This is a genomic window from Fructobacillus sp. ESL1096 (assembly GCF_058511985.1).
On record NZ_CP196400.1, the window covers coordinates 686,398 to 700,481 of the forward strand.

Genomic DNA, 14,084 nt, shown 5'->3' on the forward strand with positions numbered 1-14,084 from the left:
TATAATAAATTTATAACAATTATATTTCGAATGTTGTGAGGATGTTATGTCGAAAAAAAAACGGAAAAATGAATTTATCGAGCAACGAGATTTGCTGTTACAGAAATCTTCTGTTGGCTGGGTTTCTTTCCGCCGCTTTTTGTTTGCACCGAATCTGTTAACTTTTGTGATTTCGGTTGTTGTTGGAAATGCTTTTGGTGGAGCAATCAAAGATTTAGTGAGTTTATTAGCTAGTTTTATTTCCTTTGTCTGGCGTTGGCTCTTTACCAAAAACCATCCATTATATTTTGCAGCAACGCAACAGGCTTGGTCTGAGTTTATCACCTCATTTTTAACAATGATTTCGATTGCGTTGGCGGTATATTATACAATTCAATTGATTAATAATAAGTTAATTAATTCGGAAAGTGAAAAATGGGGTTATGATGAACCTCATGAAGATATGATGGCTTTGCAGAAACTGCAACGAGAAAACAACGATTTGATTAAAAAGAATAATGAACTGCAGCAAAAAGTTTTGCAGACACTAGCAGAAAAGAAGTAAAAGAGTTACTCTAAGGAGAGAGGAAAAAATATGAAGCAAACAACAGTTATTGTCACGATTGTCGCCTTGGTTTTGATGTTTATTTCGATTGCCAGTTGGATTTTCAAGCAGGAAGGTTTTTCTCTTGTTTGCGCCAACTTGGGAACAGTCATTTTGCTGATTGCCTATTTGTGGGACAATCGTCGTAATGATATAAATGATTAAGAAAAAGTAAAGAACAGTAATATTATTTAAAGCTAAGATTCTTTCTTAGCTTTTTCTTTACTTTTTCGGTGGTGTTTCACGTGAAACACTTGAACGGTTGTTTCACGTGAAACACAGGAAGGACGGAAAATGCTATTTAAAGATGCTCAGGTAACAATCGATCCTGTTGTAGTACCTGACTACGTTAGCCACGTTATCAAAAACCAAAAATATGGTCCAGAAGATTATCAGCTTTTTGATATTTACCTACCAGCTGGTGACCAACGGCACCCAATCATTTTGGATCTTCAGGGGGGTGGACTGATTCGAGGGGTGAAGTCATCCTTTAAGTTAGGACCTTCATTGAAATTTGTCAAAGAAGGCTATGCCGTCATTTCAATGAACTATGCACTGATTTCGACAAAATCATTTTCTTTTCCAAAACAAGTAGCAGAAATTCGTGCGGTTTTGGCAAAAGCTAAAAAAGATGCACAGAAATATCAGTTAGAAGCCAATAGTGTTGATTTAATTGGAGAATCTTCCGGAGCACAGCTGGCAATGCTGACTGCCGCATCTGTTACGGCTAAAGTGAAATTAGGACGAGTTTCAGCAGCCGACGACTTAACTGATTTGCCAGAAATTAAACATGTGATTGCCAATTATGGACCTTATGAATTTGACCAATTTGCCCGTCAGTTTCAAGAAGAGGGGATTCAACCTAAGTATGTAGAATCTGGCCAGGCAATTTCGTTTGAAGGACTCGCCTTAGCAGGACTAGCAGTTGGTGAAAATCCAATTGGTGTTAGTCAGGCAAATCCAGCCAATTACTTTACTCAAAAGACACCAGCTGTATTAGCCTATGCGGGTAGTGATGATCAAGTTGTGCCTTATCAACAAAGCCTTGATCTAATTACTCGTTATCAGAAAATGACAGCAAAAAAAGCTACCTGCCATCTTATTACAGGTGGTCGACATGGTATTTTTGATTATGATACACCAGAGATTTATCAAGAAAAACTTGCTTTTTTAAAAAATAATGACTGAGCAACGGTAAAGATACTTTAGAACAAAAAAAGAAGGTAGGATTGGATTCCTACCTTCTTTTTATTGGTTTAAAATTTGCTTCACAACTGTGGCAGCTTCAGTGAAGGCGATTGTTTGAACGTGTGGTCGGGGGATTACTGTTGTGAACCAACTTTGACCTTCTAAAGGAACACCAGTAACAAACAAGTTTGGAATTGATTGGTTTTCCTTGTTATAAACCGTAAAGTTTTTTAAGTCAACTTTGATGGTGTTGGCTAAAGGAGCAGTACCATCCTGGTTAATAATTCGGTTGTCACCAACAATTAAACCATTTTTGCGGAGAGATTTTAGCAACGGACTCTTAGCCGTGCGAAAATCGGGTCGACCAAGACGCGCTTCGATGAGAGCAGTTCCTTGAAAATGTTCAGCAAAACGATCAGTTGCTGTAAAAAATTGTTGGTTATGGGCGACACTGAAATTTGGACCGGCGATAGTAACGAGCTTGGCTTTAATTAAAGCCAAAAGTTGCCGTGTTCGGATTAATGGCGGACCCACTGATAGTTGTGTATCAAAGAGTTTGAAGTCAGTTAAGAGTTTTTGATAATCATCTTCATCAAAAAGACGTTCATTATAAAGTGTTCGGACAGTACCACGAACATCACGCAAAATGTCATAGGCTCCTGTTAAGGGCGATTTATCATTACCGAGAAAGGCAGAATCAATATCTTCTTTCAAATGCTGAACGAAAAATTTCCGAAAAGCAGCAAGAGAGGTAACATCGCGGGAAGGGGTTGCTTCCTTTTCCCAAGAAATGTTCACATCTAATTTAAGATGAAACTTTTGATTAACATGCTGCCAATTTTTTGGATTTCCTAGAAAATCCAAAATTTCTTCTTTTTTTGTATCGGATAGTTTATCAAGCAGATTGACTTGGTTAATGAGATATTTGTAAGTCAACTCTTGGTCTAAGACGTGGCGAAAAGTATTGTAGGGCAGGTGACCACCGTGATCTTTTGCGATTTGCTGCATACGTTCCAGCGTGAAAAAACGAGGTTGATACAACTCATTTGCCCCTTTTTGATTAAGGCCGTGTGATCGAGGAGGAAGCCCCGAACCAGAACCAATAATCAAATGTGGCTCATGACCAGATGGGTGGTAAACAAGTGAACCATCCTTTTTAGTCAAAAAGAAACCACCTTTACCAGCTGTCAAAGACAGGAGGTCATCAAAAAAGGAAAGACCAAGTCCTTGAACCAAAACAGTATCATTTTCATTCAGGCTAGAAAAATCATTTTCCGCTGGGTGAGAGGCGGGATAATAGTGAAAGCCCCTTTCTTTTGCAAATTTTTCCAAGTCTTTCTTCTTCTCACTTAACTCGGCATCAAGGTGACCCAAAGCCAAGACGACTTTATCAGCAAAAAAATGATTATAGTCGGTAGTGGTCATGTTAAAACCGGGATTAGCTTCTAATAAGCTTTTGACGGCGACTTGGTGAAAACGTACTGAAAGGTTACTAGGACAATTTTTGAGAATTTCTTCAAAAAACCAAGCAGCATAGACACCCATTAAACCACGGGAAGCATAGGCAGTCATTGATGTTAGTGACAAAACTTCCTCTCGGTAAGCCATTGGATATTCGTGATGTTGTTTTAAGAAGGGCAGTGCGTAAGATTGCGCCCAAGTAAGCAGGTTTGGTGTTAAATCTTCACCACGACGTTGACCGATATCGTAATCATTAAACAACGTTACCTGATTGGGATTCGTATTCATTAAATAAGTTTGATTATTTTCAAAAAAAGGATTCCAAACGCGGCCACCAACTGGGTAAGGGTCGAAAATATTAATTGTTAAGGCCTGGTTTGAATCAGCTTTTTGAATAAGGCGGTCGAGAATAGCTAGATTTCTCGGACCCGCTCCAATTAAAGCAATTTGCATGGGGACTCCTGTATCAAGTGAAAATAAAAAGCCAACGATAAAGTAAGCGCTAGCTATGAAAATGCATTTTTGAAAAAAGGTTAGAAACATTGCGATTAAATGTGTCTAAAATTTATAATATTTCTTAAACTAATTCTACTCTAAATATGATTGAAAAAAAAGGTAACTAAACAAAGTATATCCCAAATAAAAAAAGAATTTGTTATAATAGACGTATCATCTGTTGGCAAAAGTTTACTTCCATGGAAAAGACAGAAAGTTAGCGGTCGCTGTAAGCTATCCCATCTTAAGCTGAGTTACACAACAGGAATCGATGACGTCGAGTCGCGTTAAGACTAAATGAGTGGCCTTCAAGAGGCAATTTAGGTGGTACCGCGGACAATTCGCCCTAATCAGTTATGATTAGGGCTTTTTTTTGTCCTGATTTCTAACTGAGACGAACGTGCCGGTAATCAATGGAGGAAAGTAAAATGAATTTTATTGAAGATTTGAAGTGGCGTGGGGCCTTAAACCAGGTGACTGATGAAGAGGGGTTGTTGCAGGCAATGGCGGCCGGCCAAATCGGCGCTTATGTCGGCACTGATCCAACAGCTGATTCGCTGCACTTGGGACATTTGATTCCATTTATGGTCTTGAAGCGTTTCCAAAAAGCCGGTGGGAAAGCCGTGATTATTGTTGGTGGGGCAACCGGATCAATTGGGGACCCTCGGCCAACAACTGAGCGCCAGCTACTCTCAGAAGAGCAATTAAAGGTTAACGAACAAGGAATTGCCACCCAAGTAACCAAGCTCTTCGGAGCGGACGGAACGACAATCGTCAACAATGCTGATTGGCTGAGCCCAATGACCTTGCCAGAATTTTTACGAGATTATGGAAAATTATTCTCTGTTAATGTCATGCTGAAGAAGGATGTTGTTGCTTCTCGTTTGGAAACCGGAATTTCTTATACTGAATTCACTTACCAAATTTTGCAAGCCGTTGATTTCTTACACCTCTGGCGCGAAGAAAACGTTCGCTTGGAAATTGGTGGCTCTGATCAGTGGGGGAACATTACCGCCGGTGTTGATTTGATTCATACGGTTGAAGGTTCTGAAGCACCGGCTTTTGGATTGACAATTCCATTGATGACGGACTCTACGGGAAAGAAGTTTGGAAAATCAGAAGGAAATGCTATTTGGCTGAACGCTGAAAAGACATCACCATACACGTTCTACCAGTTCTGGTATAACCAACGTGATGAAGACGTTGTTAAGTACCTGAAGTATTTTACTTTCTTGAGCCCTGAAGAAATTGCTGATTTGGAAAAGGAAGTTGCTGAAAACCCTGGTGCCCGTCTGGGTCAAAAGCGCCTAGCGGAAGAAGTGACGGCCTTTGTTCATGGTCAAGCAGCTGTAAAAGAGGCGGAGGCACTTTCCAAGGCATTGTTCTCGGGTGATGTTGCAACCCTTTCTACTCAACAAATTCGCGATGTTTTCGCTGGTGTTCCAGGATTTGAAACAACTAGTGCTCAGCAAAATGTAGTGGACTTCTTGGTTGACGCTGGTATTGAAAAGTCTAAGCGTCAAGCACGAGAAGACGTGACGAACGGTGCAATTACCATTAACGGTCAAAAGGAAACCGACGTTGCAGCAGAAGTTGATCCAAGCACCAATTATGACGGTCAATATATCTTAGTACGCCGTGGTAAGAAAAAGTATTTCTTGGGAACGGTTAAGTAAGAAAAGGGGACATGCGAGTCTCTAAGACACTTTTTTCTTTAAAAAAATAAAGAAAAAGAAATCTTTTTCTTTAATTTTAGTTTAATCTCAATTCCCTATACTTACAGTATCGATATAGCGATATATCGGACATCAAAAACTTCATCTCGGCACATCTATAAATACTTCTCTCTAAACCTAATTTATACCTTCTCTCCCGTGCCGAGATGGAGGTTCAGCAGATGGACGACCCCCTGATTTTTATCAGGGGGCCTTTTACTACCTGAAACTTCATCAGTGATGGACGCTGGGCTTTTGAATGCTTGCCGGTCTTTGTTATAATGACCAAAGAGACTGATTTTTGCGACGGTGTTGAACTTGTCAAAGAAAAAGACCGGTAGCGCAAAATTATCCTCAGATCAGTATCAAGACAAAGGAGACATAGGTAATGTCATTACTAGAACTGCATCACGTGTCAAAGAACTTCGGTTCTTACCAGGCTTTGGATAACGTTTCGTTTTCCGCTGAACCTGGGCGAATTGTTGGGTTGATTGGTCCTAACGGGGCTGGGAAGTCGACAGCAATGCGCGCAATCACTGGATTAATGTCATATAGCGATGGAGAAATCATCTTTGATGATGAAACAATTCGCTTTGCTAAGAATAAGTCGCTGGCAAAAATGGGTAATTTGATTGAATATCCAGCGATTTATCCTAATTTCACTGCACGTGACCATATGACATACTATGCCATGGATGCCAAAGATCATGCAGACATTGATGAATTGATGAAGATTACTGGAATTGACGGCGAAAAGTTTGGTAAGCGTAAGGCAAAAAAATTCTCATTGGGAATGAAGCAACGCCTTGGGATTGCCATCGCTTTAATTCGTAATCCAAAGTTTGTTGTTTTGGATGAACCAATGAACGGTTTGGACCCACAATCTGTTCATGACATTCGTGCCTTGATTCGTTCGCTAGCTGATAAGGGTGTCGCCTTCTTGATTTCTTCACACCTGTTGGACGAATTGCAACGTTTGGCTGATGATGTTGTGATTATTAATAAGGGAAAAATCTTGCGTCGTGAAAAAATGGTCGACTTCTTGGCCGAAGGAAAGACCCAGGTTAAGGTTCAAACGAGTGATAATGACAAGATGTTGGCTGTCGCCAAGGCTGCGGGTTGGGATGCCTCGATGGGTGATGACCGTGTCTTGATTTCTGTTCAGGGCGACGTGACAGCACAAAAGGTGCTGAAATTGGCCACCGATGAAGGGCTTGAAGTGACAGATATTCAAACGGGTCAAGGAAACTTAGAAGATCATTTGTTAACGGTATTGTCAACTGACGCCACTCGGGCCTAGTCAACGAAGGAGAATTCATGTTTACGTTATTAAAGCAAGAAGCAATGAAGGCCTGGAAGCAAAATCGGGTCTATATCTGGGCGATTATCGCCTTTGTTTTACCAATTATTACTTTGACTAGTTTTGTTCCAATGGCTAGTCAAGCATCGGCATACGGTGCCTTGGGTGGTTCAAGTATCATCATTACGATTGGAATGTTGGTCTTAACAGCCCTTTCCTTTACGCAGGAATTTACTTTTGGGACAATTCGTCCCTTACTGTCACGTCAGTATTCACGGCTTCAAATCTTTTTGGCTAAGATCATTACGGTAATTGTTGAATACTTCCTCTTGATTGTTTTCTCACTGGCAGGGACAGCGATTGGTCGTTTAATTTTCAGAGCAATGCACGATGGCGCAACTGAAAAGATTTACACCACATATTATACAAGCCTTGATTGGAAGTCATTCCTATTTGCATTGTTGATGAGCTTCGTTGGTTCATTATTCTTGATGGCCATTGTTCTTTTGGTTTCCAATATTGCTAAGTCGTCTGCTGCAGCAATCTCTCTTGGGATTGTGATGTCAGTTGCGACTAGTATCTTGTCAGCAGTGACTTCTTCATTGATTCAACTTTGGGCTCCATTAAAGTGGAATCCATTGACTGTTCAGAACGTTGTTTCTTACTATAGTGGGACTTCAGACTTTAATAAGAGCATCCAGTCTTATTTCGGTGCTGGTGCTTGGGTACTTTTCGTCGTTTATGGTGCCTACGTCTTGGTTATGTACGCCCTGGCTTACTGGGTTTTCAAGCGACGTTCTGTCTAATTTAAAATAAAAAAAGGACTGCTCAAGCAGTCTTTTTTATTACATACATGCGAATAATTCTAAAAACAAGTCTTTTCTTTCTGTTGGGCTTTGATAAAATAGGGGTAGGAGAAATCTTATGTCAAGAAAACCACCAGCATATAATGACAAACAACGGATTTTACGTCTTTATTCCGTCCTGATTTCTAAACAATCGATGGGTGTAGACGAAATCGAAAACCTCTTCTTCGTTGGTCGCAAGACCGTGCAGCGTGATATTGCGGCGATCCGTGAGTTTCTGGCGGATCTACAGGTCGAAGATGAGGTTAAATCAGAGATTATCTTTGATCGCAAAAGTAAAAAGTATCGATTAACCGAGCGAGAACACCTTTTTGAGGTTTTTGATCGAATCAATACTAATGGATCAGGAATGGAATTGTAACAAGTAGAAAGTGATTCGCCCCCAAGATAAGGGGACTTCAGCGAATACCCTTTAGGACTGGTGGCCGATACTGAACCGGTCTTGGTCCTTTTCCTTTGTTTTTAAGATAATAGGGGCTAGTAAATAAAAAAGCCCCGAATCGCAATCGGAGCTTTTTAGGAAACGGATTATTTTTTAATTTTTGATGTGGTCAATATCAGTCAAAATGCTCATCATTGATCACTTGTTAACCCTCTTTTTAGTGAACAAAATATTCAAGCAGGTCCTCTTCACTGAGGTCCTTTTTTTCTTGGTCCTTGACGTCTAAGACAATCTTACCGGCGTTGAGGACAATTAAACGATTCCCATAAGTTAAGGCGTCTGCCAAATTATGGGTGATCATCAATGCCGTGAGATTATTATCAATAACCTGATGATTAGTGGCATCCATTAGTTGTGCCGAAGTTTTAGGATCTAGGGCGGCCGTGTGCTCGTCTAATAGTAGGAGTTCTGGCTTAACCTGAATAGCCATTAGAAAGGATAGTGCTTGTCGTTGGCCCCCAGAAAGGGAACCAGCGGCTGTCTGCAAACGGTCTTCAAGATTGTTGCCCATCTTTTCGGTAATGTTATGGTAAAAGTCCAATTTTTGATTAGATAGATGGCGATTTTTCAGTGTCCGCCGTGAACCACGCTTTTCAGCTAAGAGGAGGTTTTCGGCAACAGTCATGCGGGGGGCAGTCCCCATCTTTGGATCTTGGAAAACTCGGGCTAAAAAAGCGGTTCGTTTAACAGCTGGAAGGTTGGTAATATCTTTGCCCTGGTGATAGACAGTGCCTGAACTTAGGGCGAGATCACCAGAAATAGCGTTGAACAAGGTTGACTTCCCAGCCCCGTTAGTCCCCAGGACAGTGATGAAATCACCGGGGTAAATTTCTAAGTTAAGCTGCTTTAAAATTTCAGTTTGATTGCCGACAGTAACGGTTGCATCTTTTAGGGTAATCACGGGTTTAGTCATGGTGCTGTCCTCCTAACTGGAAAAGCTTGTCTAATTTCAAATAATGGCGAACTTGTGGCAAAACCATCGCGATCGCCAAAATAATGGATGAAATCAGGTTCAAATCATTGGTTGAGAAGCCAAGTTGCAAGACAGCTAACAGAACTAAGCGATAAATAATGGAACCGATGATGACAGCAACCAAGCGCTGATTTAATGACAAATCACCAAAGGCAACTTCGCCAATAATAATAGAAGCCAGGGCAATGACAATGATACCAATTCCCATGTTAATATCCGCAAAGCCGTTGTTTTGAGCAATCACAGCGCCACCAAAGGCAATCATGGCATTTGAGACCATTAGACCCATAATGATCATTTGGTCAGTCTTAATTCCAAAGGCTGCAGCCATTTTGGCGTTATCGCCGGTAGCGATGAACGCTTGTCCGAGCTCCGTTTGCAAGAACCAGATTAAGGCGAGGGTAATCAAAATAATGATGATCAGGCCCACAAAGACGCCGTCAAAGTATTTTGGCAGACCTTCTAAGAATGGTGACGAGAAGATTGTTTTTTGATTTAAAAGAGAAATGTTAGCAGATCCCATAATTCGGAGATTAATTGACAGGCAGGCTGTCATGACCAAAATTCCGGAAAGCAAAATCGGAATCTTGCCCTTTGTATACAAAAGGCCGGTTACTAGGCCGGCTAGGGCGCCAACGAAGATGGCGGCTAAGGTTGCCAGGTAGGGGTTGGCCCCATGGGCGATTAGGGCAACAGCGGTCGCACCACCAAGAGGAAAGGAACCTTCAACCGTCATATCGGCAAAGTTTAAAATCCTAAAAGTTAAAAACAGGGCCAGGCCCAAAACGGCCCACAAGATTCCCTGAGAAATACTTGAAACAACAATTGACATTAGAAGACCTCCCCGGCTTTTTCAGCCTTGGCAACGATATCGGCCGGCAAAGTAATGCCAAGCGTTTTCGCTGTTTGTTGGTTGATGACGTAATTTCCCTTCGTGACGTTGTAAACTGGCATCGTTGCAGTTTTCTTCTTGCCACTAAGGACTTGGGCAGCCATCCGACCAGCCTGATAACCAATTTCATACTGTGAATTAGAAAAAGTAACCAAACCACCGTCTTTAACCATTGAATCAGCAGCCGGAATCACAGCAACATGTGCTTGGTTAGCGACGGCCACTAAAGTCTTCATCGCCGTGGCAACACCGTTATCTTGCGGTGCGTAAACAGCGTCAACCTGGCTGACCATCGTGGTTGCCACCTGTTGCATGTCATTAGTAGAAGCAATCGTATAGTTTTTGACTTGATAGCCGGCCTGTTTTAATGCACTGGTCATTTTTTTTGCATTATAAGTCCCACCGGCATCAGAAGAAGTTGAAATGACTCCGATTGTCTTTGCTTTTGGTAAGACTTCCTTGAAGACAGCAATCTGCTTTTCATAAGGAGAATCGCCACCGACACCAGTAATATTAGCGCCAGGATGAGCATCTGATTTTATTAGTTTTGAACCGCTAGGGTTAGTAATGCCCGCTAAGATAACGGGATTCTTCCCATCGGCAGCCTTTGCTAAGGAAAGAGCTGCTGGCGTAGCGATTCCAACAGTTAAGTTTTCGTTTTTATTGGCAAAATTTTGAGCCATGGTTTTTAAATTAGCTTGATCTGCTTGTGCATTTTGATAGTCAATCTTCACGTTTTTGCCGGCAGTGTAACCACCAGCAGCTAGACCAGCCACAACTCCTTGGTGAATTTGATCCAAGGCAGGATGAGTGACTAACTGCAAAATTCCCACAGTGGGGATGCCTTTTTTCGAACTAGTGTTCGTGTTACCAGTGGTGAAAAAGGCAACGACTAGGAAAAGGGCGATGAATGATGTCACGGTTAGTAGACGCTTATTCATTTTTTACTCCTTCATACTTCTAATATACTGGCCCAGACAAGTTTTAGACAAAAAGAAAAGCCTGCCTGGGTATTATGATTAAACCCAAACAGACTTTTAATGAATTGCAGTATTGCAAAAGAGCCGGTTGGGACAAAACTGTTGTCACAGCTTGTCCAAACGACGAGCTGCTTTCCTACCGGCGCCACCATTGGCGGTTAGATTGTGAAGCAAACTGACGCATACGCGACTCCTTAAAACATTTAAAAGTTAAGTTAAGCATACAAGACGGGACTAGGCCTGTCAAGAAAAATGAAAAAATTATCAGAAGAGGCGACAATCAACCTTAAGAGAAGATTAGTCTTGGAAGAAACGGAAACGTACGTCTTCTGCTAAGTAGTCTTTCTCACTTGCAGGGGCAACGATTGATCCAAATGGCATTTGACCACGCAAGGTCCAGTTTTCAGGCAAGTTAAATTCCTTGGCGACGGCAGCATCAATCAATGGGTTATAGTGTTGCAATGAGGCACCAAGACCTTCTTCTGCTAAGCGCAACCAAACAGCGTAAAGCGAGATACCAACTGCTTCTTCAGCCCAATCAGGGAAGTTGTTAGCGTAAAGTGGGAAGCCTTCTTGCAAGCCCTTGACGATGTTTGTGTCAGTATAGAACAAAACAGTACCAAAACCGGCCTTGAAAGCACCATCAACCTTGGCCTTCGTAGCAGCAAAGGCTTCTTCATCAGCAGAAACCTTCTTGAGTTCAGCTAACGTGATTTCCCACAAACGCTCGTGAGCGGCACCAGTCAAAACAACGGCTTGCGTTGATTGTGAATTAAAAGCTGATGGTGTGTTTGCAATGGCTTCTTTAATAATTGTGTTCAGTTCTTCAGGAGTTTTTGAAACGTCCTTACCAAGGGCATAAATTGAACGACGCTTTTTTTGCAAATCTAAAAATTCTGACATAATCTGTCTCCTTATTTACTGTATTTTTTAAAAGTACAACTCTATGTTATAATAGACATTAGAAAAAGACAAGGACTAATTTTTATGAAACCATCATTACGATTAACAAATGCGCTCCACATCCTTGTTTATGTGGCAACTGCGCGACCAACAGATTCATTGAGCTCTGCTACGATTGCGAGTTCAATTAATACGAACCCGTCACGTGTCCGGGCACTTTTAGCTGAATTACAGAATGCTAATATTCTGTGTCGGCAGGGTCCTTATCCTGGCCGTCCTGTACTTGCAAAAAATAGTAAGGACATTACCTTTGCAGAGGTTTTGCAGGCCGTTGAGGATTGTGCGGCAGTTTTTGCTTTAGATAAACATACCAACCCTGATTGTCCAGTCGGTTCTTCAATTGGTTCGGCCCTGTCAAAGTATTATGGCGAAATTGATCAAGCCGTGATGGCCGTGATGGGAGAAATGACCCTTTTTGATCTTATCGAAGACGTTAAAAAGAATCAAACGCTACCAATTTGAGCATTGAAAGCGTGATAGAATCTTCTTATGTAGAAAGTAGGCGTGGTCATGACGGTTGAAACAAATCGAAAAATTGAAGGATTGGTTGTTTTCTTTGGAGGTGCCCTTGGTGGGCTCCTGCGCTATGTATTAAGCTTTACGCCAGTAATCGGACAATGGCCATTGACGACGATGTTGATTAACTGGTTGGGGGCTTTTTTGTTGGCCTTCTTGGGCGCTTATTTGGTTGGCAAGATGGAACGGCCGGCATACTGGCAGTCGTTTTTAGGGACTGGCATTATGGGTGGGTTCACGACCTTTGGGACCATGATTTTGCAGACTTTCCATCTTGGCTTGCATCAACCAATCTTAGCTGTTTCTTATCTTTTCTTTTCTCTATTTGGTGGTCTGGCACTAGCACTTGCTGGACAATTGATCGCTCAAGAATGTTTGAAACAAAAACAAAAGGGGGCCAGCCATGCTTGAAAACTACTTACTGGTGATGATTGGCGCGGGGCTGGGCGCCCTTTTACGGTATCTGTTACTGATTTGGTGGCCGCAGCGCTTTGATTTTTTGACCGGAGTTTGGGCGGTTAATATCCTTGGATCATTTTTACTTGGTGCTCTTTCAAGTATTGGCCAAGGTGCCCACGCCGTCCTTTTGACGCAAACCGGTTTTTTGGGTGGATTAACAACATTCTCAACAATGATGACCCAGGCCAAACAAAGAGAGGGCCTCTGTCAGCAACTTCTTTATTTATTTGTCCAGGTTCTAGCGGGTGCCATCGCCTTCTTCTTAGGTCAAGTGCTAGTGGGGGCCGTTCGTTAGTTTAGTATGGTAAAATAGCCCTTAAGATTAGGAGCAACTTATGACAAAGAAAACAGCAATAATTGTGGATTCATCGGCGGCGTTGCCGGCCGAAATCCGCCGTTCATATGGAATTGAGGAAGTTTCAATTCCGATTTTGTTTGGCCAAGAAACTTATATGGGTGGTCAGGATTTAACTTCTCTAGCTGATTTGGTCGAATTAATGACTAAAAAAGACGTTTTGCCAACGACATCGCAACCAAGTCCGGCTGAATGGGAGCAGGCCTTGAACCAAGCGGTTCAAGCAGGCTATACAGAAGCAATCATCATCACTTTGTCTTCCGGGATTTCAGGCGCTTTTCAAACGGCAAAATTGGTTGCTGCTGGTTTTACTGGCCTTGAAGAAATTCTTGTAGTCGATTCCAAATTGACTAACATGGGTCAGGCCAGTCAAGCGTTATTGGCAGCCAAATTAGCCGAAAAGGGGCGTACTTTGGCTGAAATCGATCAAGCCCTCTCGGACTTCCGTAAGAACCTTGGGGTTCGTTTGGTCGTCAACGATATTTCGCATCTGAAGCGAACAGGGCGCCTATCCCGTGGGCAAGCCCTAATTGGCGGTCTATTAAATATTAAGCCAATTTTGTCCTTTGATATCGTTTTAGACGGGAAGATTGGAGCCGTTGGCAAGGCTCGGAAAATGTCTGGGGCGAAGGAACAAATCCAAGAAGCCTTTGAGGACTACCTAAAAGTTGCTGATTTTCCTGTGCGAGCCTACATCATTGACGGTAATAATGCTAAATTAGGGGATAAATGGCTGAAGGATTTTCAGTCAAAGTATCCGACAGTCGCCTTTGAACGGGCAAGTATGGATCCTGTGATTGGTGTGCATACCGGTGATGGGGCAATGGCCGTCATTTGGTCACAAGACTGGCAGGTCATGGCAAAAGAAGATTGAGATAGTTATTTAGAGTAAATAA

The 14,084-nt window shown here is 42.0% G+C and carries 16 protein-coding genes; 11 read left to right on the forward strand and 5 right to left on the reverse strand.

Going from position 1 to position 14,084, the window contains the following annotated elements; genetic code table 11:
- Window positions 1–46 precede the first annotated feature (46 nt).
- From ACSYSR_RS03235 to ACSYSR_RS03245, 3 genes are all read left to right on the forward strand, one after another.
- On the forward strand, window positions 47–544 hold the full coding sequence (locus ACSYSR_RS03235) for an MscL family protein (protein ID WP_252773313.1): 498 nt from the start codon (window positions 47–49) through the stop codon (window positions 542–544).
- 30 nt (window positions 545–574) lie between these two features.
- Complete coding sequence (locus ACSYSR_RS03240; protein ID WP_252773314.1) at window positions 575–748, forward strand: hypothetical protein; 174 nt, start codon at window positions 575–577, stop codon at window positions 746–748.
- A 129-nt stretch (window positions 749–877) separates the two neighbouring features.
- Window positions 878–1,771, forward strand: a complete 894-nt coding sequence (locus ACSYSR_RS03245; RefSeq protein WP_489816143.1) for a prolyl oligopeptidase family serine peptidase — start codon at window positions 878–880, stop codon at window positions 1,769–1,771.
- A 60-nt stretch (window positions 1,772–1,831) separates the two neighbouring features.
- On the opposite strand, the gene ACSYSR_RS03250 is transcribed toward ACSYSR_RS03245, so the two are convergent.
- The gene (locus tag ACSYSR_RS03250; protein WP_489816142.1) at window positions 1,832–3,685 is read right to left on the reverse strand and encodes an FAD/NAD(P)-binding protein; all 1,854 of its coding nucleotides are present in this window, start codon (window positions 3,683–3,685) and stop codon (window positions 1,832–1,834) included.
- A gap of 470 nt (window positions 3,686–4,155) precedes the next feature.
- On the opposite strand from ACSYSR_RS03250, the gene tyrS reads away from it, so the two are divergent.
- The 4 genes from tyrS (at window position 4,156) to ACSYSR_RS03270 (ending at window position 7,969) form a co-directional block, all read left to right on the forward strand.
- Entirely contained in the window at window positions 4,156–5,403 is a 1,248-nt protein-coding gene (gene tyrS / locus ACSYSR_RS03255) for a tyrosine--tRNA ligase (RefSeq protein ID WP_252773317.1), read from the forward strand.
- 427 nt (window positions 5,404–5,830) lie between these two features.
- Window positions 5,831–6,742 (forward strand): ABC transporter ATP-binding protein, encoded by a 912-nt coding sequence (locus tag ACSYSR_RS03260; RefSeq protein ID WP_252773318.1) that lies wholly within the window; start codon window positions 5,831–5,833, stop codon window positions 6,740–6,742.
- A 17-nt stretch (window positions 6,743–6,759) separates the two neighbouring features.
- A complete protein-coding gene (locus ACSYSR_RS03265) occupies window positions 6,760–7,548 on the forward strand; it encodes a DUF2705 family protein (protein WP_489816141.1) in 789 nt (262 codons plus the stop codon).
- A 118-nt stretch (window positions 7,549–7,666) separates the two neighbouring features.
- Window positions 7,667–7,969, forward strand: coding sequence for a kinase (locus tag ACSYSR_RS03270; RefSeq protein ID WP_252773320.1), 303 nt, complete (start codon window positions 7,667–7,669; stop codon window positions 7,967–7,969).
- Window positions 7,970–8,207: 238 nt separating this feature from the next.
- Here the strand turns inward: ACSYSR_RS03270 and ACSYSR_RS03275 are convergent, their stop codons facing one another.
- The 4 genes from ACSYSR_RS03275 to ACSYSR_RS03290 form a co-directional block, all read right to left on the reverse strand.
- Complete coding sequence (locus ACSYSR_RS03275; RefSeq protein ID WP_252773321.1) at window positions 8,208–8,963, reverse strand: ABC transporter ATP-binding protein; 756 nt, start codon at window positions 8,961–8,963, stop codon at window positions 8,208–8,210.
- Window positions 8,956–9,855 carry an ABC transporter permease gene (locus ACSYSR_RS03280; RefSeq protein ID WP_252773322.1) on the reverse strand — a complete coding sequence of 300 codons (900 nt, stop codon included), beginning with the start codon at window positions 9,853–9,855 and terminating at the stop codon, window positions 8,956–8,958. Before ACSYSR_RS03280 ends, ACSYSR_RS03275 begins: the two co-directional genes overlap by 8 nt.
- Window positions 9,855–10,856 carry a tryptophan ABC transporter substrate-binding protein gene (trpX, locus tag ACSYSR_RS03285; RefSeq protein WP_489816140.1) on the reverse strand — a complete coding sequence of 334 codons (1,002 nt, stop codon included), beginning with the start codon at window positions 10,854–10,856 and terminating at the stop codon, window positions 9,855–9,857. The genes ACSYSR_RS03280 and trpX overlap by 1 nt, the downstream gene beginning before the upstream one ends.
- A gap of 336 nt (window positions 10,857–11,192) precedes the next feature.
- Window positions 11,193–11,798: a nitroreductase family protein gene (locus ACSYSR_RS03290; RefSeq protein WP_252773324.1), complete on the reverse strand. Its 606-nt coding sequence runs from the start codon at window positions 11,796–11,798 to the stop codon at window positions 11,193–11,195.
- 84 nt (window positions 11,799–11,882) lie between these two features.
- On the opposite strand from ACSYSR_RS03290, the gene ACSYSR_RS03295 reads away from it, so the two are divergent.
- The 4 genes from ACSYSR_RS03295 to ACSYSR_RS03310 are packed head-to-tail and all read left to right on the forward strand — an operon-like array spanning window position 11,883 to window position 14,062.
- A complete protein-coding gene (locus ACSYSR_RS03295) occupies window positions 11,883–12,320 on the forward strand; it encodes an Rrf2 family transcriptional regulator (RefSeq protein WP_252773325.1) in 438 nt (145 codons plus the stop codon).
- 48 nt (window positions 12,321–12,368) lie between these two features.
- Window positions 12,369–12,785, forward strand: a complete 417-nt coding sequence (locus ACSYSR_RS03300) for a fluoride efflux transporter FluC (RefSeq protein WP_252773326.1) — start codon at window positions 12,369–12,371, stop codon at window positions 12,783–12,785.
- Entirely contained in the window at window positions 12,778–13,128 is a 351-nt protein-coding gene (locus tag ACSYSR_RS03305; protein ID WP_252773327.1) for a fluoride efflux transporter FluC, read from the forward strand. Before ACSYSR_RS03300 ends, ACSYSR_RS03305 begins: the two co-directional genes overlap by 8 nt.
- Before the next feature lie 40 nt (window positions 13,129–13,168).
- Window positions 13,169–14,062, forward strand: coding sequence for a DegV family protein (locus ACSYSR_RS03310; RefSeq protein WP_252773328.1), 894 nt, complete (start codon window positions 13,169–13,171; stop codon window positions 14,060–14,062).
- Window positions 14,063–14,084 lie beyond the last annotated feature (22 nt).

Coding starts and splice junctions, on each gene's coding strand:
- ACSYSR_RS03235 (WP_252773313.1), top strand. CDS start 47: ATGTCGAAAAAAAAACGGAAAAATGAATTTATCGAGCAACGAGATTTG.
- ACSYSR_RS03240 (WP_252773314.1), top strand. CDS start 575: ATGAAGCAAACAACAGTTATTGTCACGATTGTCGCCTTGGTTTTGATG.
- ACSYSR_RS03245 (WP_489816143.1), top strand. CDS start 878: ATGCTATTTAAAGATGCTCAGGTAACAATCGATCCTGTTGTAGTACCT.
- ACSYSR_RS03250 (WP_489816142.1), bottom strand. CDS start 3,685: ATGCAAATTGCTTTAATTGGAGCGGGTCCGAGAAATCTAGCTATTCTC.
- tyrS (WP_252773317.1), top strand. CDS start 4,156: ATGAATTTTATTGAAGATTTGAAGTGGCGTGGGGCCTTAAACCAGGTG.
- ACSYSR_RS03260 (WP_252773318.1), top strand. CDS start 5,831: ATGTCATTACTAGAACTGCATCACGTGTCAAAGAACTTCGGTTCTTAC.
- ACSYSR_RS03265 (WP_489816141.1), top strand. CDS start 6,760: ATGTTTACGTTATTAAAGCAAGAAGCAATGAAGGCCTGGAAGCAAAAT.
- ACSYSR_RS03270 (WP_252773320.1), top strand. CDS start 7,667: ATGTCAAGAAAACCACCAGCATATAATGACAAACAACGGATTTTACGT.
- ACSYSR_RS03275 (WP_252773321.1), bottom strand. CDS start 8,963: ATGACTAAACCCGTGATTACCCTAAAAGATGCAACCGTTACTGTCGGC.
- ACSYSR_RS03280 (WP_252773322.1), bottom strand. CDS start 9,855: ATGTCAATTGTTGTTTCAAGTATTTCTCAGGGAATCTTGTGGGCCGTT.
- trpX (WP_489816140.1), bottom strand. CDS start 10,856: ATGAATAAGCGTCTACTAACCGTGACATCATTCATCGCCCTTTTCCTA.
- ACSYSR_RS03290 (WP_252773324.1), bottom strand. CDS start 11,798: ATGTCAGAATTTTTAGATTTGCAAAAAAAGCGTCGTTCAATTTATGCC.
- ACSYSR_RS03295 (WP_252773325.1), top strand. CDS start 11,883: ATGAAACCATCATTACGATTAACAAATGCGCTCCACATCCTTGTTTAT.
- ACSYSR_RS03300 (WP_252773326.1), top strand. CDS start 12,369: ATGACGGTTGAAACAAATCGAAAAATTGAAGGATTGGTTGTTTTCTTT.
- ACSYSR_RS03305 (WP_252773327.1), top strand. CDS start 12,778: ATGCTTGAAAACTACTTACTGGTGATGATTGGCGCGGGGCTGGGCGCC.
- ACSYSR_RS03310 (WP_252773328.1), top strand. CDS start 13,169: ATGACAAAGAAAACAGCAATAATTGTGGATTCATCGGCGGCGTTGCCG.